Source organism: Cytobacillus oceanisediminis (assembly GCF_007830235.1).
GTDB classification, from domain to species: Bacteria; Bacillota; Bacilli; order Bacillales; family Cytobacillaceae; genus Cytobacillus; species Cytobacillus oceanisediminis.
Window position 1 is genome coordinate 19406 of sequence record NZ_VLKI01000015.1, and the last position, 20301, is coordinate 39706.

Sequence of the window (20301 nt, forward strand, 5' to 3'; positions counted from 1 at the left end):
TTCAAGGATTACCGGTCCTTAATAAAGCAGTTTAACGGCCAAATTCTAGTTTTTATCGGCCAAAAAAGGCAATTTAACGGCCAAATTTGAATATTTATCGGCCTAAACTAGAAGTTTATCGGCCAAATAAAAGAGGGATCGGTCAAAAATAGCAGTTTAATAGATTGTATATAACTTTTAAGTCATTTACCGGCCAATTTACGGCTTTTACCGGCCGAATTCATACATTTACCGGCCAAAAATGATGATTTACCGGCCAAAGCAGCAGAAATACCGGCCAAAGTTCAAGAACGGAGGATATGAACATGAACGTAAAAAGCATTATGGTAATCGGGGCAGGACAAATGGGATCTGGAATTGCACAGGTTTGTGCACAGGCGGGATACAGCGTGCTGCTGAACGACCTGAAGGCAGAGTTTGTAGAACGCGGACTGGGCGTTATTAAAAAGAATCTTTCCCGCCAGGTGGAGAAAGAGCGCATGACAGCGGAGGAAATGGAAACTGTGTTCGGAAATGTAACCGCTTCAACGGATTTGCAGGATGCAAAAAATGTTGACCTTATCATCGAAGCGGCAGTTGAAAACAAGGAGATTAAAACAAAGATCTTCAGCCAGCTGGATGAAATTGCACCAGAGCATGCGATTTTGGCAAGCAATACATCATCCCTTCCAATCACAGAAATCGCGGCTGCTACAAACCGTCCGGAAAAAGTGATCGGCATGCACTTTATGAATCCAGTGCCTGTGATGAAGCTGGTTGAAATCATCCGCGGCCTTGCTACAGCGGATGAAGTGTACCAAACAATCGAAGATATTACGAAAACGCTTAAAAAGGTACCTGTTGAAGTAAACGACTTCCCAGGGTTCGTTTCCAACCGGGTATTGATGCCGATGATCAATGAAGCGGTGTATACACTTTATGAAGGGGTTGCATCGAAAGAGGCGATTGATGAAGTGATGAAGCTTGGCATGAACCATCCGATGGGACCGCTGACTTTAGCAGATTTCATTGGCTTGGATACTTGTCTTTATATTATGGAAACACTCCACGAAGGCTTTGGCGATGATAAATACCGCCCATGCCCATTATTAAGAAAATATGTTAAAGCTGGCTGGCTCGGCAAGAAAACAGGCAGAGGCTTCTACGTTTACGAATAAAGCAAGGGCTTTAAGGCCCTTGAGACAGTTTACCAATCATAGGGGCTTGGCTACTAAAAGCCAAGCAGCATCGGGGGGAATACAAATGAACCTGAGATTTACAGAAGAGCAGGAAATGATGAGAAAAATGGTGCGCGATTTTGCCCAGACGGAGATTGCACCTTTTGTTGAAAAAATGGAGCAGGGCGAGTTTCCGAGAGAGATTCTGCGTAAAATGGGCGATCTCGGCTTGATGGGGATTCCAATTCCGGAGAAGTACGGCGGATCGGAAATGGATTTTACCTCTTATATCATTGCCATTCATGAGCTGTCCCGAGTAAGTGCGACGGTAGGCGTTATTTTATCGGTCCATACATCTGTAGGGACTAATCCGATACTATATTTCGGAACAGAGGAGCAAAAGCAAAAATATGTACCAAAGCTTGCTTCAGGCGAGTATCTTGGCGCTTTTTGCCTCACAGAACCGAGCGCAGGCTCAGATGCGGGAAGTTTAAAATCACGTGCAGTAAAAGACGGAGACCATTACGTTATCAATGGATCGAAGGTATTCATTACCAATGGCCGCGAGGCAGATGTGTATATTGTATTTGCTTCGACAAATCCGGAGCTGGGCAGCAAAGGAGTTTCCGCGTTTATCGTAGAGAAGGATGCTCCAGGCCTTGTATTCGGAAAAGATGAGCACAAAATGGGCTTGCACGGATCCAGGACGCTGCAGCTGACTTTTGAAGATATGCGCGTTCCGGCTGAAAACCTTCTCAGCAATGAAGGTGAAGGTTTTAAGATTGCTATGGCAAACCTGGATGCAGGGCGGATCGGGATTGCTGCACAGGCACTTGGAATTGCTGAGGCAGCATTTGAAGCAGCAGCCGATTATGCAAAGGAGCGCGTACAATTCGGAAAGCCGATTGCTGCTCAGCAGGGAATAGGATTTAAGCTAGCGGACATGGCGACAAATGTTGAAGCTGCAAAGCTATTAATCTATCGCGCTGCTGAGCTTCGCCAGCGCGGAATCAAGTGCGGGCTGGAAGCATCCATGGCAAAGCTTTTTGCATCAAGAACAGCAGTGGAAGTTACGACAGAAGCCATCCAGGTTTTTGGCGGATACGGCTATACAGAGGAATATCCGGTTGAACGCTACTTCCGTGATGCAAAAATAACCGAAATCTACGAAGGAACAAGTGAAATTCAGCGGATTGTCATCAGTAAGCAGCTTTAATAGAGCGAGACAGGCCCTATCATAGCCGAAAAGCAGCAGGAAAGACATTTTATCAACGAAAATTTCAATATATCAACGAAAACCAACCTTTTATCAACGAAGTTTCCACTATATCAACGAAATTCAAATTATATCAACGATTCATACAAAGCGAGGGACTGACAATGAATTTTCAATTAAGTGAAGAGCATGAAATGATAAGAAAAATGGTTCGCGACTTTGCCAGAAATGAAGTAGCTCCAACAGCGGCAGAGCGTGATGAGGAAGAGCGTTTTGACCGTGAAATCTTCAATAAGATGGCGGAGCTTGGCTTAACAGGTATTCCTTGGCCTGAAGAGTACGGCGGAATCGGGAGCGATTACCTTGCATACTGCATCGCAGTTGAAGAGCTTTCAAGAGTGTGTGCTTCAACAGGTGTAACCCTTTCTGCACATACTTCCCTTGCAGGCTGGCCGATCTTCAAGTTTGGCAGCGAAAAACAAAAGCAAAAGTATTTAAAGCCAATGGCCCAGGGTGAAAAAATCGGTGCGTACGGACTAACTGAGCCTGGCAGCGGTTCAGATGCAGGCGGAATGAGAACAACTGCGCGTCTGGAAGGCGGCCATTACGTATTGAACGGCAGCAAAATTTTCATCACAAACGGGGGAGTTGCAGATATTTATGTGGTATTCGCGTTAACTGATCCGGCTGAAAAACATAGAGGAACAACAGCATTTATTGTGGAAGCAGGCTTTGAAGGCTTTTCTGTAGGCAAGAAGGAAAAGAAATTGGGCATTCGTTCATCGCCGACAACAGAAATTATTTTTGAAGATTGCAAGGTTCCTGTTGAGAACGTACTAGGAGAAGTTGGAGAAGGCTTCAAAATCGCGATGATGACACTTGATGGCGGACGCAATGGTATCGCAGCACAGGCTGTCGGAATTGCACAGGGTGCTTTGGATGCTTCCATCGAGTATGCAAAAGAGCGAGTACAGTTTGGCAAGCCGATTGCTGCTCAGCAGGGGATCGGATTCAAACTGGCGGACATGGCGACAAGCATTGAAGCTTCAAGACTATTAACTTATCAGGCAGCATGGCTGGAATCAGAAGGCCTTCCATACGGAAAAGAATCTGCAATGTCTAAGCTTCTAGCCGGCGACACGGCAATGAAGGTGACAACGGATGCTGTTCAAATTTTCGGCGGATATGGCTATACAAAGGATTATCCGGTAGAACGCTTTATGCGTGACGCGAAAATTACGCAGATTTACGAAGGAACGCAGGAAATTCAGCGTCTCGTAATCTCGCGTATGGTAACGAAATAAGAAAAGTAATTTAACTTGGGGCAGGCCAGTTGTCCGGCTTCCAATAAAATAGGCGGCAGGTGCTTTGGTCTTATTCAAGCTGAAACAGGGATTCAGCAAAAACGGGGGATTTGCAAAGGCGGTAGGTAAAAATGAAAAAACGGGAAGTGCAGGCTTCTGTTAAAGATGAGCGCCTTGTTAAAAAGAGGCGCGATCAAATGATTAAAGGTGCCGTCACCCTTTTTATTCAAAAAGGGTTCCATCGTACAACAACTAGAGAGATCGCAAAGGCATCTGGTTTTAGTATCGGGACGCTTTATGAGTACATCCGGACGAAGGAAGACGTGTTATACCTGGTTTGTGACAGTATTTATGACCAGGTTGCAGAGCGGCTGCAAAAAGGCCTTGATACAAAACAGGGTACACTTGAAAGCCTGGAGCAGGGGATCGCTGATTATTTCAAGGTAGTCGATGAAATGCAGGATGAAGTGCTCGTCATGTACCAGGAAGTAAAATCCTTAACAAAGGACGCGCTTCCGTACGTTCTGAAAAAAGAAATTGAAATGGTTGGCATGTTTGAGCATGTGATTACGCTTTGTGTGGAAAACGGTGAACTGGATCTGCCCGAGGAGAAAATTAAAATGATTGCCCATAACATTTTTGTACAGGGGCAAATGTGGGCATTCCGGCGCTGGACATTGCAAAAAATGTATACGATTGAGGAATATATCAAGCTGCAGACTGATCTGCTTTTTCAAGGGATAAGAAACCCAAGCAAGGTTTCGGAAAACGCTTAATAAGTTTAAATTTTATGCGCACAGGCATCAGCTGCCCAGGTGCCTGTGCTTTCGGACAAGGGGGAGAAGTATGAGTAATCCAGAAGTGTATAAGCCGAAAAATCATATTCGCTTTGTGACGGCTTCAAGTCTTTTTGATGGCCACGATGCTTCCATTAACATAATGCGAAGAATTATTCAGGCAAGCGGTGCGGAGGTTATCCATCTCGGACATAACCGCTCGGTAGAAGAAGTCGTCAACGCGGCGATTCAAGAAGATGTACAGGGAATCGCGATTTCCTCTTATCAGGGAGGACATGTTGAATATTTTAAGTATATGTATGACTTGCTGAAGGAAAGAGGCGCTTCCCACATCCGCATTTATGGCGGTGGCGGCGGAGTGATCATCCCGAAGGAAATCAAGGAATTGCATGATTACGGAATCGCAAGAATCTTTTCTCCTGAAGATGGTCGAAAGTCCGGCCTGCAGGGCATGATCAACCAGATGATTAAAGAATGTGATTTTCCGACTTTCACAGCAGAGTCATCCGAGCAAATTGAAAAGCTTCAGGAGGGGGAAACCAATGCAATTGCCAAGCTGATTACCCTTGCTGAGCATCAGGTTACGGAGAGCAAAGAAGCAGCGGCATCTCTGGAAACCGTTATGGAGAAAGTAAAGTCGCTTGAAAAACAGGTGCCGGTTGTTGGGATTACAGGTACAGGCGGTGCAGGTAAAAGCTCTTTAACGGATGAGCTGATCCGCCGTTTTATCAACGAAATCCCGGAAAAGAAGGTCGCCATCCTGTCCGTTGATCCGACTAAGCAAAAAACGGGCGGTGCGCTTCTGGGTGACCGCATCCGTATGAACGCAATCTTTAATCCGCGCGTTTATATGAGAAGCCTTGCAACAAGAAATTCACGCAGTGAGCTTTCACTTGCGATTCAGGATGCGATTTCGGTTGTAAAGGCAGCCGGCTTTGACTTGATTATTGTGGAAACGAGCGGAATCGGGCAAGGGGATGCGGGCATTACTGAAATTTGTGATGTCTCTATGTATGTGATGACAAGTGAGTTCGGCGCTCCTTCCCAGCTTGAAAAAATAGACATGATTGATTATGCAGACTTAATCGTTATCAATAAATTTGAGCGCAAGGGGTCTGAAGATGCCATGCGCCAGGTGCAAAAGCAATATCAGCGCAGCCGTATGCTTTTTGAAAAAGAATTAGAAGAAATGCCGGTATACGGTACGATTGCAAGCCAGTTCAATGATCCGGGAACGAATGCGGTGTTCGCTGCACTGGTTGAAACAATTAACAAAAATGCGGGCACAGATTGGGAGACAAGTTTTTCAAAAGAAGCGAAAGTTGAAAAGCAGAATGTCATTATTCCAAATGAGCAGCGCTATTATTTGCGTGAGGTTTCAGACACAGTCCGAGGCTATCATAAGAAAGCCGAAGAGCAGGCCGAGCTTGCCCGCAAATTATTCCAGTTGGAGGGTGCCCTTCTTGCGGTAAAGGAACAGGAAGGAAACGATGAGGTTATCGCTTCTCTGGAGGCAATCAAAGGTGCAGCGGAAGATAGACTGACAGCAGAAACGAAGAATATTCTTAAAGGCTGGGATAGTCTGAAGGAAAAATATTCAGGCGAGCAATTTGTGACAAAAATCCGTGATAAGGAAATCGTAACGGTTTTAAAAACAAAGAGCTTATCAGGCCTTTCTATTCCAAAGGTGGCACTGCCTAAGTACAAGGATTATGGAGAAATCATCCGCTGGGTGTACAGAGAAAATGTCCCGGGTTCATTCCCGTATACAGCAGGCGTTTTCCCATTCAAACGCGAGGGAGAAGACCCGAAAAGGCAGTTTGCCGGCGAAGGTACACCTGAACGGACAAATCGCCGCTTCCACTATCTTTCAAAAGATGATTCAGCTAAGCGTTTGAGCACTGCGTTTGATTCGGTCACCCTTTACGGAGAAGACCCGGATTACCGCCCGGACATTTACGGAAAAGTTGGGGAGAGCGGTGTCAGTGTTTGTACGCTTGATGATATGAAAAAACTGTATGCAGGATTTGATTTATGCCATCCATCTACATCCGTATCCATGACGATTAATGGACCGGCTCCGATCATATTGGCCATGTTTATGAATACAGCGATTGAGCAGCAGATTGAAGCAAAAGAGCAGGTACTTGGCCGAGTGCTCACTCCGGAAGAGTTTACCGAAGTAAGGGCGAAAACACTGGAGACAGTGAGGGGAACGGTTCAGGCTGATATTTTAAAAGAAGACCAGGGCCAAAATACATGTATCTTCTCCACAGAGTTTGCGCTTCGAATGATGGGAGATATCCAGCAGTACTTTATTGACCGCAAAGTCCGGAATTATTACTCTGTATCGATCTCTGGCTACCATATCGCTGAAGCGGGTGCCAACCCGATTTCACAGCTCGCGTTTACATTGGCAAATGGCTTCACATATGTAGAGTACTATTTGAGCAGAGGCATGAACATCAATGATTTCGCACCAAACCTTTCATTCTTCTTCTCAAACGGACTTGATCCTGAGTATACGGTGCTTGGCCGTGTGGCGCGCCGCATCTGGGCAACCGTAATGAGGGATAAGTATGGCGCCAATGAACGAAGCCAGAAGCTGAAGTACCATATCCAGACTTCCGGACGTTCGCTGCATGCACAAGAAATCGACTTTAATGATATCCGTACAACTCTGCAGGCATTGATGGCCCTGCAGGATAATTGCAACTCGCTTCATACAAACGCTTATGATGAAGCGATTACCACACCGACAGAGGAATCTGTTCGCCGTGCGATGGCCATCCAGATGATCATTACTAAAGAGCATGGCTTATCAAAGAATGAAAATCCGCTTCAGGGCGCGTTCATTGTAGATGAGCTAACCGATCTTGTAGAAGAGCAGGTATTAAAGGAGTTCGAACGCATTAATGATCGCGGTGGCGTGCTTGGTGCCATGGAAACTCAATATCAGCGCGGCAAGATCCAGGATGAGTCCATGTATTATGAAATGAAGAAGCATACAGGGGAGCTTCCAATTATCGGAGTAAACACATACTTGAATCCGAACCCTCCTTCAGAGGAAGAAATGGACAGTATGGAGCTTGCAAGAGCAACGAAGGAAGAAAAAGAAACCCAGATCCGCAATCTGCGCAGCTTCCAGGAGCGCAATAAAGATAAAGCAGAAAAGGCTTTGAACCGTTTGAAGGAAACGGCTGTCAGCGGCAGCAACATTTTTGCTGAATTAATGGAAACCGTCAAAGTGGCAAGCCTTGGACAAATCACACGTGCGCTATATGAAGTTGGCGGACAATATCGCCGGAATATGTAAAAGGATTTATAAGGGCTTGCAGCCTCTTGCTGCAGGCCCTTATTTTTCCAGAGTTATAGGTCCTGTTTTTTTACACTGAATTAACACAAGATACATCCATATCCTATATAATGGAATCATTATACATAGTGGTGCACTTCGGGGATGCTGAGGATGTGAAAATGTGAAGAGAATATTTCTGTATGCAGCTTTAGTGGGGGCTATTGCGGGCGTTTACTTCCTATATGAAAGACAGCTTGGAGCCATTGCATTCTTTTTATTATCGTTTTATTTTACTTGGCTGGCTTATAAACAGATGGATCAGCCATTGAAAAGCAGGAAAAGGAAAAGGGCAGATTAAATTCTTCTTTTTATTAGGCTCTGTTAAAGCTTATTGTTGTTTTTAGCACCCTGTTGATTGGAGCGGAAGGCACGAACTCCTCGAAAATGCATTTCGCATTTTCTTCGTGCGGTGTTTATACAAGGATGCTTATTCAAAGTCCTGCGGGAGTGCGGATCAAAGGGAGACCCCGCAGGAGCAAAGCGACGAGGAGCGTCGGACCGCCCGCTGTTCGCTGAGTTTCTTGAGCGGAAATCAACAGTCCTCTTTAACAGAGCTTTATGTTAAAAAGGACTGCAAAATAAAATCGCAGAAAAAATGGATGAACAGCAGATATAACTGGCATAAACCGTAAAAATTTGTTTATAATGAAGAATATGCCTTCTTGCAGGCTGTCCAAAGCTCTTTAAGGGGCGGACCTGAAGATTTGAAGCAATGCCGTACTGATATTGCGGAGCTTCACTTAAAGTGATTGATAGGTTATTACGCTGTTCCATAGCGTTACATAGGGAAAGGAAGTGCTGATATTGAGTTTGAAACAAATCTCAAAAGAAGAATTACAAGAGATGTCATTAATTGAAGTGGCTTATGAACTTTTAAAAAGCAAAAAAGAGCCAATGGCTTTTAATGACATTATGGGTGAAGTGGCTAAACTTCTGGACCTTTCAGAAGAACAAGTTAAATCGAAAATTGCACAGTTCTACACTGATTTAAATATAGATGGCCATTTTATCGGATTGGGTGACAACCGCTGGGGCCTTCGTTCCTGGTATCCGGTAGACCAGTATGAAGAAGAAGTCGTTACCGTTATCAAGCCTAAGAAGAAAAAGGCGAAGAAGAAGGTTGATGATGATCTTGACCTTGAAGATTACGATGAGCTGGATGAAGAGGATATCGATTACGATGATATCGACGGATTTGATGATGACGACCTGACAGAAGACGACGATGATGACGATCTTCTTGATGACGATGATGATATTGACGAAGACTTCGAGGATGACGAGGAAATCATTGATAAGGATGAAGAATTCGATCTTGAAGATGATGATGAAGAGCTTGAAGAAGATGAACTTGAGCTTGAGGATGAAGAAGAAGATTTATAATCTTGACTTTTCGTTTCAGGGCTTGTAGAATCATTTTTGGGCTCCTTAAAAAAGGAACGATTCGTTAGACGCTAATAGCGCTCCCTTACTTTATAAGTAAGCGGAGCGCTTTTTATTTTTTATATGGAAGAGGCGAATAACAGTCTCTGCCTAGGGTGAATAGGATAAAATTGCGTTTCCTCCCCTTTGCCGAATGGTGCAGCTGCGAGTTAAAAAATCCGGCAGCTGGAAGATAGAATTTTTATAATGAAGTCTTTAAACCAAGACGAATATGCACAAACTGATATTGAGGGGGAATTTTACATGACAAAGTATATTTTTGTAACAGGCGGAGTTGTTTCGTCATTAGGAAAAGGGATCACAGCAGCATCACTTGGTCGCCTTTTGAAAAACAGAGGTTTAACGGTTACGATTCAAAAATTTGATCCTTACATAAATGTGGATCCGGGAACAATGAGCCCGTACCAGCATGGTGAGGTTTTCGTAACGGGTGACGGTGCAGAGACTGATTTGGACTTGGGGCACTATGAGCGCTTTGTTGATATTAACCTGACAAAGTACAGCAGTGTTACAACGGGTAAAATCTACTCAACGGTGCTTCGAAAAGAACGCCGTGGAGATTATAACGGAGGAACTGTACAGGTTATTCCGCATATTACCAATGAAATAAAGGACAAGGTTTTCCGTGCAGGGCATGAAACCAATGCGGATGTTGTCATTACAGAAATCGGCGGAACGGTCGGGGATATCGAATCACTTCCTTTCCTTGAAGCGATTCGCCAGATCAAGAGCGATATCGGCCGTGACAATGTGATGTACATTCACTGTACATTGGTTCCTTATCTTAAAGCAGCAGGAGAAATGAAAACAAAGCCGACTCAGCATAGCGTGAAAGAACTAAGAAGCCTTGGCATCCAGCCAAACGTGATTGTTCTTCGTACGGAAATGCCGATTTCCCAGGACATGAAGGATAAAATTGCTCTATTCTGTGATATCGATAAGGAAGCGGTTATTGAAGCAACAGATGCAGAAACTTTATATTCTGTGCCGCTATCTCTTCAAAAGCAGCAACTTGACCAGATTGTCTGCAAGCATTTGAAGCTGGAGTGCGGAGAAGCGGATATGACAGAGTGGAAGCAGCTTGTTGATAAGGTTCTAAACCTGTCCAAGAAAACAAAAATTGCCCTTGTCGGTAAATATGTTGAATTGCAGGATGCTTATATTTCTGTAGTAGAAGCATTAAAACATGCAGGTTATGCTTATGATTCTGATATTGAAATTAAATGGATCAATTCTGAAGAAGTAAATAAGGATAATGTAACAGAATTGCTGAACGATGCAGATGGAATCCTTGTTCCAGGAGGATTCGGCGACCGCGGGATTGAAGGTAAAATTCTTGCGATCCAATTTGCCCGTGAAAATAAAAAGCCATTCCTGGGCATTTGCCTTGGCATGCAGCTGGCTTCCATTGAATTTGCAAGAAACGTACTGGGCCTAAAAGATGCACACTCTGCAGAAATAGACCCTAACACAGAGCACCCAATCATCGACCTTCTGCCTGAGCAAAAAGACATCGAAGATTTAGGCGGAACATTGAGACTTGGAGTACAAGCTTGTAAATTGGATGAAGACACGAAAGCATTTGAAGCTTACCAGGATGAAGTGGTTTATGAGCGCCATCGCCATCGCTATGAGTTTAACAACCACTACCGCCAGGACATGGAAAAAGCCGGTTTTGTCTTTTCTGGTACAAGCCCGGACGGCCGCTTGGTGGAAATCATCGAAGTGAAGGATCATCCTTGGTTCGTTGCATCCCAGTTCCATCCGGAATTTATTTCAAGGCCAACACGCCCGCAGCCTCTATTCCGTGAATTTATTGGGGCATCACTGAAAGTTAGCGAGAAATGATAAGATATGAAAAATCCCTCCAGGTGCGGAGGGATTTTTTTAGTAGGCTGAAAAGAACATGAGGTACTTTCCGCGGATAAAAATGGATATTTCGCGGTTCTATTCAATTTGGAATAGGAGTTTTAGCCTTTTTTCTTGAAAATGGCAAAAGTATTATTCGTATTCAGCCAAAATCTCTTCAATCGTAAATTTGATTCCGTAATACACAAATAAAGCAGCCATGGAGGCAGGGTAGCCGAAGCGGTTTCCTTCTTCGTCAGGAAGGAGCCCTTTCGTTAACTTCAAATCGATATGAACATCGGCCAAATTGGCGAGATTGTCGCTGCTATCAGCTTTTTCCGTACTAACTGCCACAAATGGGATTTCCTTATTGGCCAATTTTTTTGCTAATTCAATAGCCTCTTCATCATCGGAATTCCTTGAAAAAATAATAAATCTGTCTGTTTCCGAAATTTCGTCATCATTTTCCCAAATAGCCGCATCCCGGAACGGTTCCTGGCTTTGGGTAGCTTCATAGCCAATTCCGCTCATTTCCTTTGTTCCATAAAAATATATTTTTCCGTCGCCTGCAGCGGCTTGGGCCAGAAGGCGCGCGCTGTCTTCGATGGTAAATTCCTCTTTTTCCTGCAGCCGTTTGAACAATCCTGCAAGCTGGGTAGAAAACATTTTTAACAAAGTATTTCACTCCTTCGGTCACTGCTCCTGAGGTTCTATTATAGTAAAACGAAAGGGAAAGGTAAAATTTTCACAGTAAAATTGCAAAAAATAGCAGGAATAATGCTGTTTTGTAGAGAAATTACTTGTAGGAGAATGTACAGTTAAGTGACCTGCAGTCATACTTGAGTAAGTATTTAATCAAAGTGCTTTTAAAACGACAGGAAGAGGTGGCTTGATGAAAGGGAAAATTTTAATCGTAGATGATCAGTTCGGAATCCGCATTTTACTTAATGAGGTATTACAAAAAGAAGGGTACGACACATACCAGGCTGCCAATGGAGTCCAGGCTCTCGACATTGTTTCCAAGCATTCGCCTGACCTTGTCCTTCTGGATATGAAAATTCCAGGAATGGATGGGATTGAAATTTTAAAAAGGATGAGAGTGGTTGATCAGGATATCCGGGTTATCATCATGACTGCATATGGTGAGTTGGATATGATTCAGGAAGCCAAAGATCTTGGCGCTCTTACCCACTTTGCAAAACCATTTGATATCGATGATATTCGGGCAGCGGTGAAGAAGTATTTGCCGGTTCCCAATTCGAATTAAAGCGTAAAAAAACCGTTTTTACCCTGAAATTCCATCGTTATGAAAATGATAGCGTTTGCTTTATGACAATTAAGAAAAACGCTCAAGATTAATGGCATTTCTAAATCCTTTTTGGTATGATAACAAATGAATTCCATAGGATCGCTTTCGTTTATCAGGGAGTTTAAAGGGTACATATTCGGTAGTGTTAAGGGGAAAACTTTAACAGTATTTGTCCTGTGAAAACTTAAACGATCATCAATAAGGAGGAAGAAAAATGCCTTTAGTTTCTATGACTGAAATGCTGAACAAAGCAAAATCAGAAGGCTATGCAGTAGGTCAATTTAACTTAAACAACCTTGAGTTTACTCAAGCTATCCTGCAGGCTGCAGAAGAGGAAAAATCACCTGTAATCCTTGGTGTTTCCGAAGGTGCGGCTCGTTACATGGGCGGCTTCAAAACGGTTGTAAAAATGGTTGAAGGACTGCTGGAAGATTACAAAATTACAGTGCCAGTGGCTATCCATTTAGACCACGGTTCAAGTTTTGATAAATGTAAAGAAGCAATCGATGCAGGATTCACTTCTGTTATGATCGACGCTTCCCATGATCCGTTTGAAGAAAACGTAGCAACTACTAGCAAAGTGGTTGAATATGCACATTCAAAAGGCGTTTCAGTAGAAGCTGAGTTAGGAACTGTCGGCGGACAGGAAGACGATGTTGTTGCTGATGGCGTTATTTATGCAGATGCAAAAGAATGTGAAGAGCTAGTGAAGCGCACAGGCATCGACTGCCTTGCTCCAGCACTGGGTTCTGTTCATGGCCCTTACAAAGGCGAACCTAACTTAGGTTTTGTTGAAATGGAAGAAATCGGAAACCTTACAGGTGTTCCTTTAGTTCTTCATGGCGGAACAGGTATCCCAACAAAAGATATTCAAAAAGCAGTTTCTTTAGGGACAGCTAAAATCAATGTAAATACAGAGAACCAAATTGCTTCTGCAAAGCGTGTTCGTGAAGTATTGGCTGCAGATACAGAAATGTATGATCCACGCAAATACTTAGGGCCTGCACGTGAAGCGATTAAAGAAACAGTAATCGGCAAAATGCGTGAGTTTGGTTCTTCAGATAAAGCATAAAAGAACTGAACAAGCAATAATAGAAACCGCCTTCTAGTTTACAGAGGCGGTTTCCCTTCATTTTATATTAATAAAAGGTATGTTAAAGCGGGTTAGTGATTTTGGCACCCTGTTGATTGAAGTGGAAGGCACGGGACACCAGCGGGAGAAGCGAGTAAAGGGAGACCCTGCAGGCGCGGCGCCGAGGAGGCTCCCGGGCCGCCCGCGGAAAGAGAGTACCTTGAACGAAAATCAACAGGCAAATTTAAAAAAGACCCTAATAAAGGATACATAGAGATTTTCATTAATAATTATCAAAATATTATATAAGGTGGGATTATTGTGAAGTTTTTTATCGATACGGCAAATATGGAAGAAATTAAAGAAGCTTTTTCGCTTGGTGTAGTAGCTGGTGTAACAACAAATCCATCATTGGTTGCGAAGGAAAAAAATGTATCATTTCCTGACCGCCTTCGCGAAATTACGGAATTGGTCCCAGGATCAGTGAGTGCAGAAGTAATCGCCCTCGATGCAGAAGGAATGATTAGAGAAGGGAAAGAGCTTGCCGCAATTGCACCAAACATTACCATTAAAGTTCCGATGACTCCGGATGGATTAAAGGCCGTTAGCGCTTTTTCAAAAGAAGGCATTAAAACAAATGTTACATTAATCTTCAGTGCAAACCAGGCACTTCTTGCGGCAAGAGCTGGTGCAACCTATGTTTCACCATTCCTTGGGCGCTTGGATGATATTGGCCACAACGGTCTGGATTTAATTTCAACAATTGCAGAAATCTTTGCTATTCATGACATTGAAACGGAAATCATTGCAGCATCCATCAGACATCCTCAGCACGTAACCGATGCAGCTTTAAGAGGTGCGCATATTGCGACTGTTCCGTATAAAGTAATTCAGCAATTATTCAACCATCCGCTGACAGATAAGGGAATTGAAGCTTTCTTAGCGGACTGGAATTCCAGATAGAAAAGCGGAGGCACCTTGCTCATCGACGAAGCGTGGTGGACTGAGCCGAGTGAGATAAAGGAAACACGAAGAGCGATAGCGATTCGATGTTGACTTATAACGCTCGGAAGCGCGCACGTCCTGTGCGCCTCGCCTTACTAGCACATCCTGTGCGTCGTCGTAGACGAGGTGAGGGAAGCACGTCAAGTCGATAGGTGCTGGAGCTAGACAACTGTCTATTCTATAAGATTAAACTTTATAGAAAGCAGTTTTGATTCTTCGGTAAAATAACTCTAGGTATCTGGCTTTGTATCCGCTGCAGGAAATATGGCGGAACAAAGCCAGCCCCATAACCTGAACCTCTGCTTTTAGTACTTCTTTCTTAATTTTAACTTTTTTCGTTATCGATACATGAGATTTGATTTTTCGTGTAAACTATAAGATAAAGATAATGTCGGAATCTGTAAAAAACAGATGGAAAATTGTTCCTAATACATCTAACAATGTTGTAAAACGGCAGATACATGATAATATGAAAGTGCATATTTTCCCAAAGATATTTTCTGACATTCAATAGGACAAGCCTATTTCGGTTTCTTATAGAAGCTAGGGCTATTTTCTGACGTAATTGGTTAGAAAAGTAGTGTATAGCTTTTGCTGTAAGGGCTCTCATTAGAAAAGCGGAAGTGCCTGTTCAGCCCCGACAAGCATAAGACGAATCACGCAGGAAATCCTGATTTCTGGAGTGATTTGGCTTATGACTCGAGGGGCTAGGCATTGGAGCTAGACAGTTATCTAATTAAGAAGCTATTCTCAGCAGTCCACGATTAACAACGGCTTAGAAGGGAGTTACAAATGGAAAAGCTTATGATTGCAGGCGGATATCCTTTAAAAGGAACAGTCCGGATTAGCGGAGCCAAGAACAGTGCGGTGGCATTGATCCCGGCTACTATTTTAGCGGAGTCGCCTGTGACGATTGAAGGTTTGCCGGATATTTCGGATGTTCAAATTTTAAAAGATCTGCTTGAAGAAATAGGGGGAACGGTTGAATTTACAGACAATGATATGACTGTTGATCCCTCTTCCATGATTTCCATGCCTTTGCCGAACGGAAAAGTAAAAAAATTGCGTGCTTCCTATTACTTGATGGGAGCCATGCTTGGCCGCTTTAAAAAAGCTGTCATTGGATTGCCTGGAGGCTGCCATCTTGGGCCAAGGCCGATTGACCAGCATATTAAGGGGTTTGAAGCTCTTGGCGCACGTGTGACTAACGAGCAGGGGGCCATTTATTTGCGTGCCGATGAACTGCGCGGGGCGCGTATTTATCTGGATGTTGTCAGCGTTGGGGCAACGATTAATATTATGCTTGCCGCAGTCCGGGCAAAAGGCAGAACAATAATTGAAAATGCCGCAAAAGAACCGGAAATTATCGATGTTGCTACATTGCTGACCAATATGGGTGCGAAAATTAAGGGAGCCGGTACAGATGTCATCCGTATTGACGGAGTCGACAACCTGCATGGCTGCCAGCATACGATCATTCCTGACCGGATTGAAGCAGGAACATATATGATCGTTGGCGCTGCAGCAGGCGAGGGTGTGCTGATTGACAATGTCATTCCTCATCACCTTGAATCGCTGATTGCAAAACTTCGTGAAATGGGCGTTCAGATAGAAACGAAGGACGATCAGGTTTTTGTCGGCCCGGCTGAAAAAATGAAAGCTGTCGATATTAAAACACTGGTATATCCTGGTTTCCCTACTGACCTCCAGCAGCCGCTGACCTCGCTGCTGACAGGGGCAGAAGGAACGAGCATGGTCACTGATACCATTTATAGTGCCCGTTTTAAGCATATTGATGAGCTGCGCAGAATGAATGCCAATATTAAGGTGGAAGGCCGTTCCGCAATTATTAACGGTCCAGTCCAGCTTCAGGGCGCCAAGGTGAAGGCAAGTGATTTGAGAGCAGGCGCTGCGCTTGTGATCGCAGGCTTAATGGCTGAGGGAGTCACGGAAGTAACGGGTCTTGAGCATATTGACAGAGGCTACAGCCACTTGGTTGAAAAATTGAATGGGCTGGGTGCCACAATTTGGCGCGAAGAAATGAGCAAAGAAGAACTGGAACAAATGAAAAACGCTTAGTGCCGTTTAAAAATCAAAGTTGGGTTTTGGCACCCTGTTGATTGGAGCGGAAGGAGCCAGACCCTCGAAAATGCATTCGCATTTTCTTCGTGCGGTGTTTATTCGAGGATGCTTACTCAATGTCCTGCGGGAGGAGCGACGGACCGTCCGCGGTTCGCTGAGCGCCTGATGCGGAAATCAACAGGCAAGTTTAACAGTTCTTAAGATAAAGAGAACTTTACACCAATAAAATAAGGCGGGTGATGCGGCGCTGGCCATAAACCGGCCTGCCATTCACCCATGCAATTCTGCCTTAGAATCTGGGGAGGAAAGATCGATGGAAAGAAGTTTGTCAATGGAGCTTGTCCGTGTAACAGAAGGTGCCGCTTTAGCATCAGCACGCTGGATGGGGCGCGGTTTAAAGGATGAAGCGGATGATGCAGCTACATCTGCGATGAGAGATGTGTTTGATACTGTACCGATGAAGGGAACAGTGGTTATCGGAGAAGGTGAAATGGATGAGGCGCCAATGCTTTACATTGGGGAAAAGCTTGGAACAGGCTACGGACCTCGCGTCGATGTAGCAGTCGATCCATTGGAAGGTACGAATATCGTAGCATCTGGCGGCTGGAATGCACTGGCTGTACTGGCTGTTGCTGACCATGGAAACCTGCTGCATGCTCCGGATATGTACATGGATAAAATTGCTGTCGGCCCTGAAGCGGTAGGACAAATTGATATTAACGCTTCTGTTTTGGATAATTTGAAAGCGGTCGCAAGAGCAAAAAATAAAGATATCAATGATGTAGTGGCAACCGTTCTTAACCGTGAGCGCCACGAGCATATTATCAGCCAGCTGCGCGATGCAGGGGCAAGAATCAAACTAATCAATGACGGTGACGTTGCTGGAGCGATTAACACAGCTTTCGACGAAACCGGTGTAGACATCCTGTTCGGTTCAGGCGGTGCTCCGGAAGGCGTCCTTGCAGCGGTTGCCCTTAAATGCCTTGGCGGGGAAATCCAGGGTAAACTTCTTCCTCAGAATGACGCAGAGGTAGAACGTTGCCTGAAGATGGGTCTTGATATTAACAAAGTTCTTCTAATGGAGGACTTGGTAAGAGGCGATGACGCCATATTTGCCGCAACAGGTGTAACAGACGGAGAACTTCTTAAAGGCGTTCAGTTTAAAGGTTCATACGGTTCAACTCATTCGGTTGTTATGCGTGCTAAATCAGGAACTGTCCGCTTTATCGAGGGACGCCACAGCTTTAAGAAAAAGCCTAATCTTGTGATTAAATAAGATAAGACATAGATAGATTGAGAATGAGTGCTGGCCTTGAGTGCCAGCCTGCTCATTTTCATTTCCTTCCTGCTATATTTTCCATTTCAAATTTTGTTATTGATTAAAATTCATATTAAGGGGTACAATAGAGATTGTTTTTTACTGAAGAGGAAACCTCCTTATTTCAACTGAAAACGGACATCAAACCGGTCCATTCCTCGAAACCTTTTATTAAGAGCATAAGTAGATATTCTTCAACTTTTTCAAGAACCTCAAAAGAGTCTTTCCCATTCCTTTCATATAAAGTCCTATATTCGTACAGCTGCATATGAAGGAAATGATTGAAAATTTCAAAAGTGTGGTGTAAAAATGGGTTTAAACATTTCAAGTTTAGAAAATATGAAGCTAAAAGAGCTTTATGAACTTGCCCGTGAATATAAAGTTTCTTATTACAGCAAGTTATCGAAAAAAGAATTAATTTTTGCCATCCTGAAAGCAAGGGCAGAGCAAGAGGGCTACTTTTTCATGGAAGGCGTATTGGAAATCATCCAATCAGAAGGCTTTGGATTCCTTCGTCCGATCAACTATTCGCCAAGCTCTGAGGACATTTATATTTCCGCTTCGCAGATTCGCCGCTTTGATTTAAGAAACGGAGATAAAGTATCAGGGAAGGTTCGCCCTCCAAAGGAAAACGAACGCTATTTCGGCCTGCTTCAAGTAGAAGCTGTTAATGGCGATGATCCGGAATCAGCGAAAGAGCGTGTTCATTTCCCAGGATTAACACCTTTATATCCAAACCGCCATATGAAGCTGGAAACAGGTACAAGACAGGTTTCCACAAGAATTATGGACTTGCTTGCGCCAGTCGGTTTTGGGCAGCGCGGTCTAATCGTTGCGCCTCCTAAAGCAGGTAAAACCATGCTTTTAAAAGAAATTGCCAATAGCATTACAACTAACCATCCGGAAGCAGAATTAATTGTCCTATTGATTGACGAGCGTCCGGAAGAGGTAACAGATATTGAGCGTTCTGTGGCTGGCGATGTTGTCAGTTCAACGTTTGACGAAGTGCCAGAGAACCATATTAAAGTGGCCGAACTTGTTCTTGAACGCGCCATGCGTTTAGTTGAGCATAAGCGCGATGTTGTCATTTTGATGGATAGCATTACAAGGCTGGCAAGAGCTTATAATCTTGTCATTCCTCCTAGCGGAAGAACATTGTCAGGCGGTATCGACCCTGCTGCGTTCCACCGTCCGAAGCGTTTCTTTGGTGCGGCCCGCAATATCGAAGAAGGCGGAAGCTTAACGATCCTTGCGACTGCGCTGGTTGATACAGGTTCACGTATGGACGATGTTATTTACGAAGAGTTTAAGGGTACTGGAAATATGGAACTTCACCTTGACCGCTCGCTGGCTGAAAGAAGAATCTTCCCAGCCATCGATATTCGCCGTTCCGGAACGCGCAAAGAAGAATTGCTTATCCAGAAAGACCACCTTGATAAGCTATGGGCGATTCGCAAGTCAATGTCCGATTCACCTGACTTTGCTGAAAAACTGCTCCGCAGGCTAAAACAGACAAAATCAAACGAAGAGTTCTTTGCTAATTTGGCTGAGGAAATGAAGGCTAAGCGTTCTTAATAACATTTGAAAGCTTTTTAGCAGTTTTTTTGGAAGGTTGTTTTGTATAAGGTTTTTTTCGACGAAAAATTAATGTTAACCCACTGAGTTGATTGGAGCGGAAGGCGCGAGACTCCTACGGGAGTAGCGTACCAAGGGAGACCCCGCAGACGCATAGCGTCGAGGAGGCTTCCGGTAGCCCCGTGGAAAGCGAGTGCCTGCAGCGGAAATCAACGGGCAACATTAACAAGCAAAACAACTATTTATGAGAAATGAGTTCCTTTTTGGAAAATCCAGGATGCATAATTCGCTTATTGCAAAATACAAATGGACTTGTTATAATGATGACAGTGTGTTTTTGAAGTTTACGGCAATCGATGGTTGCCCGTAATATATAACTCTGTTTCGAATGATTCAGGGCGGAAGGAGATGAAAAGAATGAAATCAGGAATTCATCCTAACTATAAAAAAGCAATGGTGAAATGTGCTTGCGGTAATGAGTTCGAAACCGGTTCTGTTCAAGAAGAAATCCGCGTTGAGACTTGCTCTGAGTGCCACCCATTCTATACTGGACGTCAAAAATTCGCTGAAGCTGGCGGACGTGTTGACCGTTTCAATAAGAAATACGGCATTAAGTCAGAACAAAAATAATAAACAACAAAAACAGGCAAGTTAACTTTCTTGCCTGTTTTTTATTGCTAATGAAGGCCGGACGCCGGTCTTTATGCGGATATGAAGAACTTTTTTGCCAGGGCCTTTTTACCCAAGGCTCTTTAAAAAGCGCGCGAGTACAAGGTAAATTAACAGCTCGACCCTTTCTTCATAAAATAATAAATAG

General features: G+C 43.9%; 16 protein-coding genes. 15 read left to right on the forward strand and 1 reads right to left on the reverse strand.

What is annotated here, in order from left to right; translation table 11 throughout:
* Positions 1 to 305: 305 nt before the first annotated feature.
* The 8 genes from IQ19_RS19705 to IQ19_RS19735 all read left to right on the forward strand — a co-directional run bounded on the left by IQ19_RS19705 (position 306) and on the right by IQ19_RS19735 (position 11123).
* The gene (locus IQ19_RS19705) at positions 306 to 1157 is read left to right on the forward strand and encodes a 3-hydroxybutyryl-CoA dehydrogenase (protein WP_144544325.1); all 852 of its coding nucleotides are present in this window, start codon (positions 306 to 308) and stop codon (positions 1155 to 1157) included.
* Between the two features lie 85 nt (positions 1158 to 1242).
* Positions 1243 to 2373, forward strand: coding sequence for an acyl-CoA dehydrogenase (locus tag IQ19_RS19710; protein ID WP_144544327.1), 1131 nt, complete (start codon positions 1243 to 1245; stop codon positions 2371 to 2373).
* 164 nt (positions 2374 to 2537) lie between these two features.
* Positions 2538 to 3677 carry an acyl-CoA dehydrogenase gene (locus IQ19_RS19715; RefSeq protein WP_144544329.1) on the forward strand — a complete coding sequence of 380 codons (1140 nt, stop codon included), beginning with the start codon at positions 2538 to 2540 and terminating at the stop codon, positions 3675 to 3677.
* A gap of 131 nt (positions 3678 to 3808) precedes the next feature.
* The gene (locus IQ19_RS19720) at positions 3809 to 4453 is read left to right on the forward strand and encodes a TetR/AcrR family transcriptional regulator (RefSeq protein ID WP_144544331.1); all 645 of its coding nucleotides are present in this window, start codon (positions 3809 to 3811) and stop codon (positions 4451 to 4453) included.
* Positions 4454 to 4523: 70 nt separating this feature from the next.
* On the forward strand, positions 4524 to 7790 hold the full coding sequence (icmF, locus tag IQ19_RS19725) for a fused isobutyryl-CoA mutase/GTPase IcmF (RefSeq protein WP_144544333.1): 3267 nt from the start codon (positions 4524 to 4526) through the stop codon (positions 7788 to 7790).
* A gap of 163 nt (positions 7791 to 7953) precedes the next feature.
* Positions 7954 to 8130: a hypothetical protein gene (locus tag IQ19_RS28160; RefSeq protein ID WP_181395925.1), complete on the forward strand. Its 177-nt coding sequence runs from the start codon at positions 7954 to 7956 to the stop codon at positions 8128 to 8130.
* A 506-nt stretch (positions 8131 to 8636) separates the two neighbouring features.
* Positions 8637 to 9215, forward strand: coding sequence for a DNA-directed RNA polymerase subunit delta (gene rpoE, locus IQ19_RS19730; protein WP_144544335.1), 579 nt, complete (start codon positions 8637 to 8639; stop codon positions 9213 to 9215).
* Between the two features lie 303 nt (positions 9216 to 9518).
* Complete coding sequence (locus IQ19_RS19735) at positions 9519 to 11123, forward strand: CTP synthase (RefSeq protein ID WP_144544337.1); 1605 nt, start codon at positions 9519 to 9521, stop codon at positions 11121 to 11123.
* Between the two features lie 153 nt (positions 11124 to 11276).
* On the opposite strand, the gene IQ19_RS19740 is transcribed toward IQ19_RS19735, so the two are convergent.
* Entirely contained in the window at positions 11277 to 11798 is a 522-nt protein-coding gene (locus IQ19_RS19740; protein ID WP_144544339.1) for a DUF2529 domain-containing protein, read from the reverse strand.
* 214 nt (positions 11799 to 12012) lie between these two features.
* On the opposite strand from IQ19_RS19740, the gene IQ19_RS19745 reads away from it, so the two are divergent.
* From IQ19_RS19745 to rpmE, 7 genes are all read left to right on the forward strand, one after another.
* Positions 12013 to 12390, forward strand: a complete 378-nt coding sequence (locus IQ19_RS19745; protein WP_199749505.1) for a response regulator — start codon at positions 12013 to 12015, stop codon at positions 12388 to 12390.
* Positions 12391 to 12646: 256 nt separating this feature from the next.
* Positions 12647 to 13504: a class II fructose-bisphosphate aldolase gene (locus tag IQ19_RS19750; RefSeq protein WP_144544342.1), complete on the forward strand. Its 858-nt coding sequence runs from the start codon at positions 12647 to 12649 to the stop codon at positions 13502 to 13504.
* 321 nt (positions 13505 to 13825) lie between these two features.
* A complete protein-coding gene (gene fsa / locus IQ19_RS19755; protein ID WP_144544344.1) occupies positions 13826 to 14467 on the forward strand; it encodes a fructose-6-phosphate aldolase in 642 nt (213 codons plus the stop codon).
* A gap of 834 nt (positions 14468 to 15301) precedes the next feature.
* On the forward strand, positions 15302 to 16588 hold the full coding sequence (locus IQ19_RS19760; RefSeq protein ID WP_144544346.1) for a UDP-N-acetylglucosamine 1-carboxyvinyltransferase: 1287 nt from the start codon (positions 15302 to 15304) through the stop codon (positions 16586 to 16588).
* A 316-nt stretch (positions 16589 to 16904) separates the two neighbouring features.
* Positions 16905 to 17867 carry a class II fructose-bisphosphatase gene (gene glpX, locus IQ19_RS19765; RefSeq protein WP_144544348.1) on the forward strand — a complete coding sequence of 321 codons (963 nt, stop codon included), beginning with the start codon at positions 16905 to 16907 and terminating at the stop codon, positions 17865 to 17867.
* A 351-nt stretch (positions 17868 to 18218) separates the two neighbouring features.
* The gene (rho, locus tag IQ19_RS19770) at positions 18219 to 19484 is read left to right on the forward strand and encodes a transcription termination factor Rho (RefSeq protein WP_144544350.1); all 1266 of its coding nucleotides are present in this window, start codon (positions 18219 to 18221) and stop codon (positions 19482 to 19484) included.
* A gap of 417 nt (positions 19485 to 19901) precedes the next feature.
* Complete coding sequence (gene rpmE / locus IQ19_RS19775; RefSeq protein WP_009332279.1) at positions 19902 to 20114, forward strand: 50S ribosomal protein L31; 213 nt, start codon at positions 19902 to 19904, stop codon at positions 20112 to 20114.
* Positions 20115 to 20301: the final 187 nt, after the last annotated feature.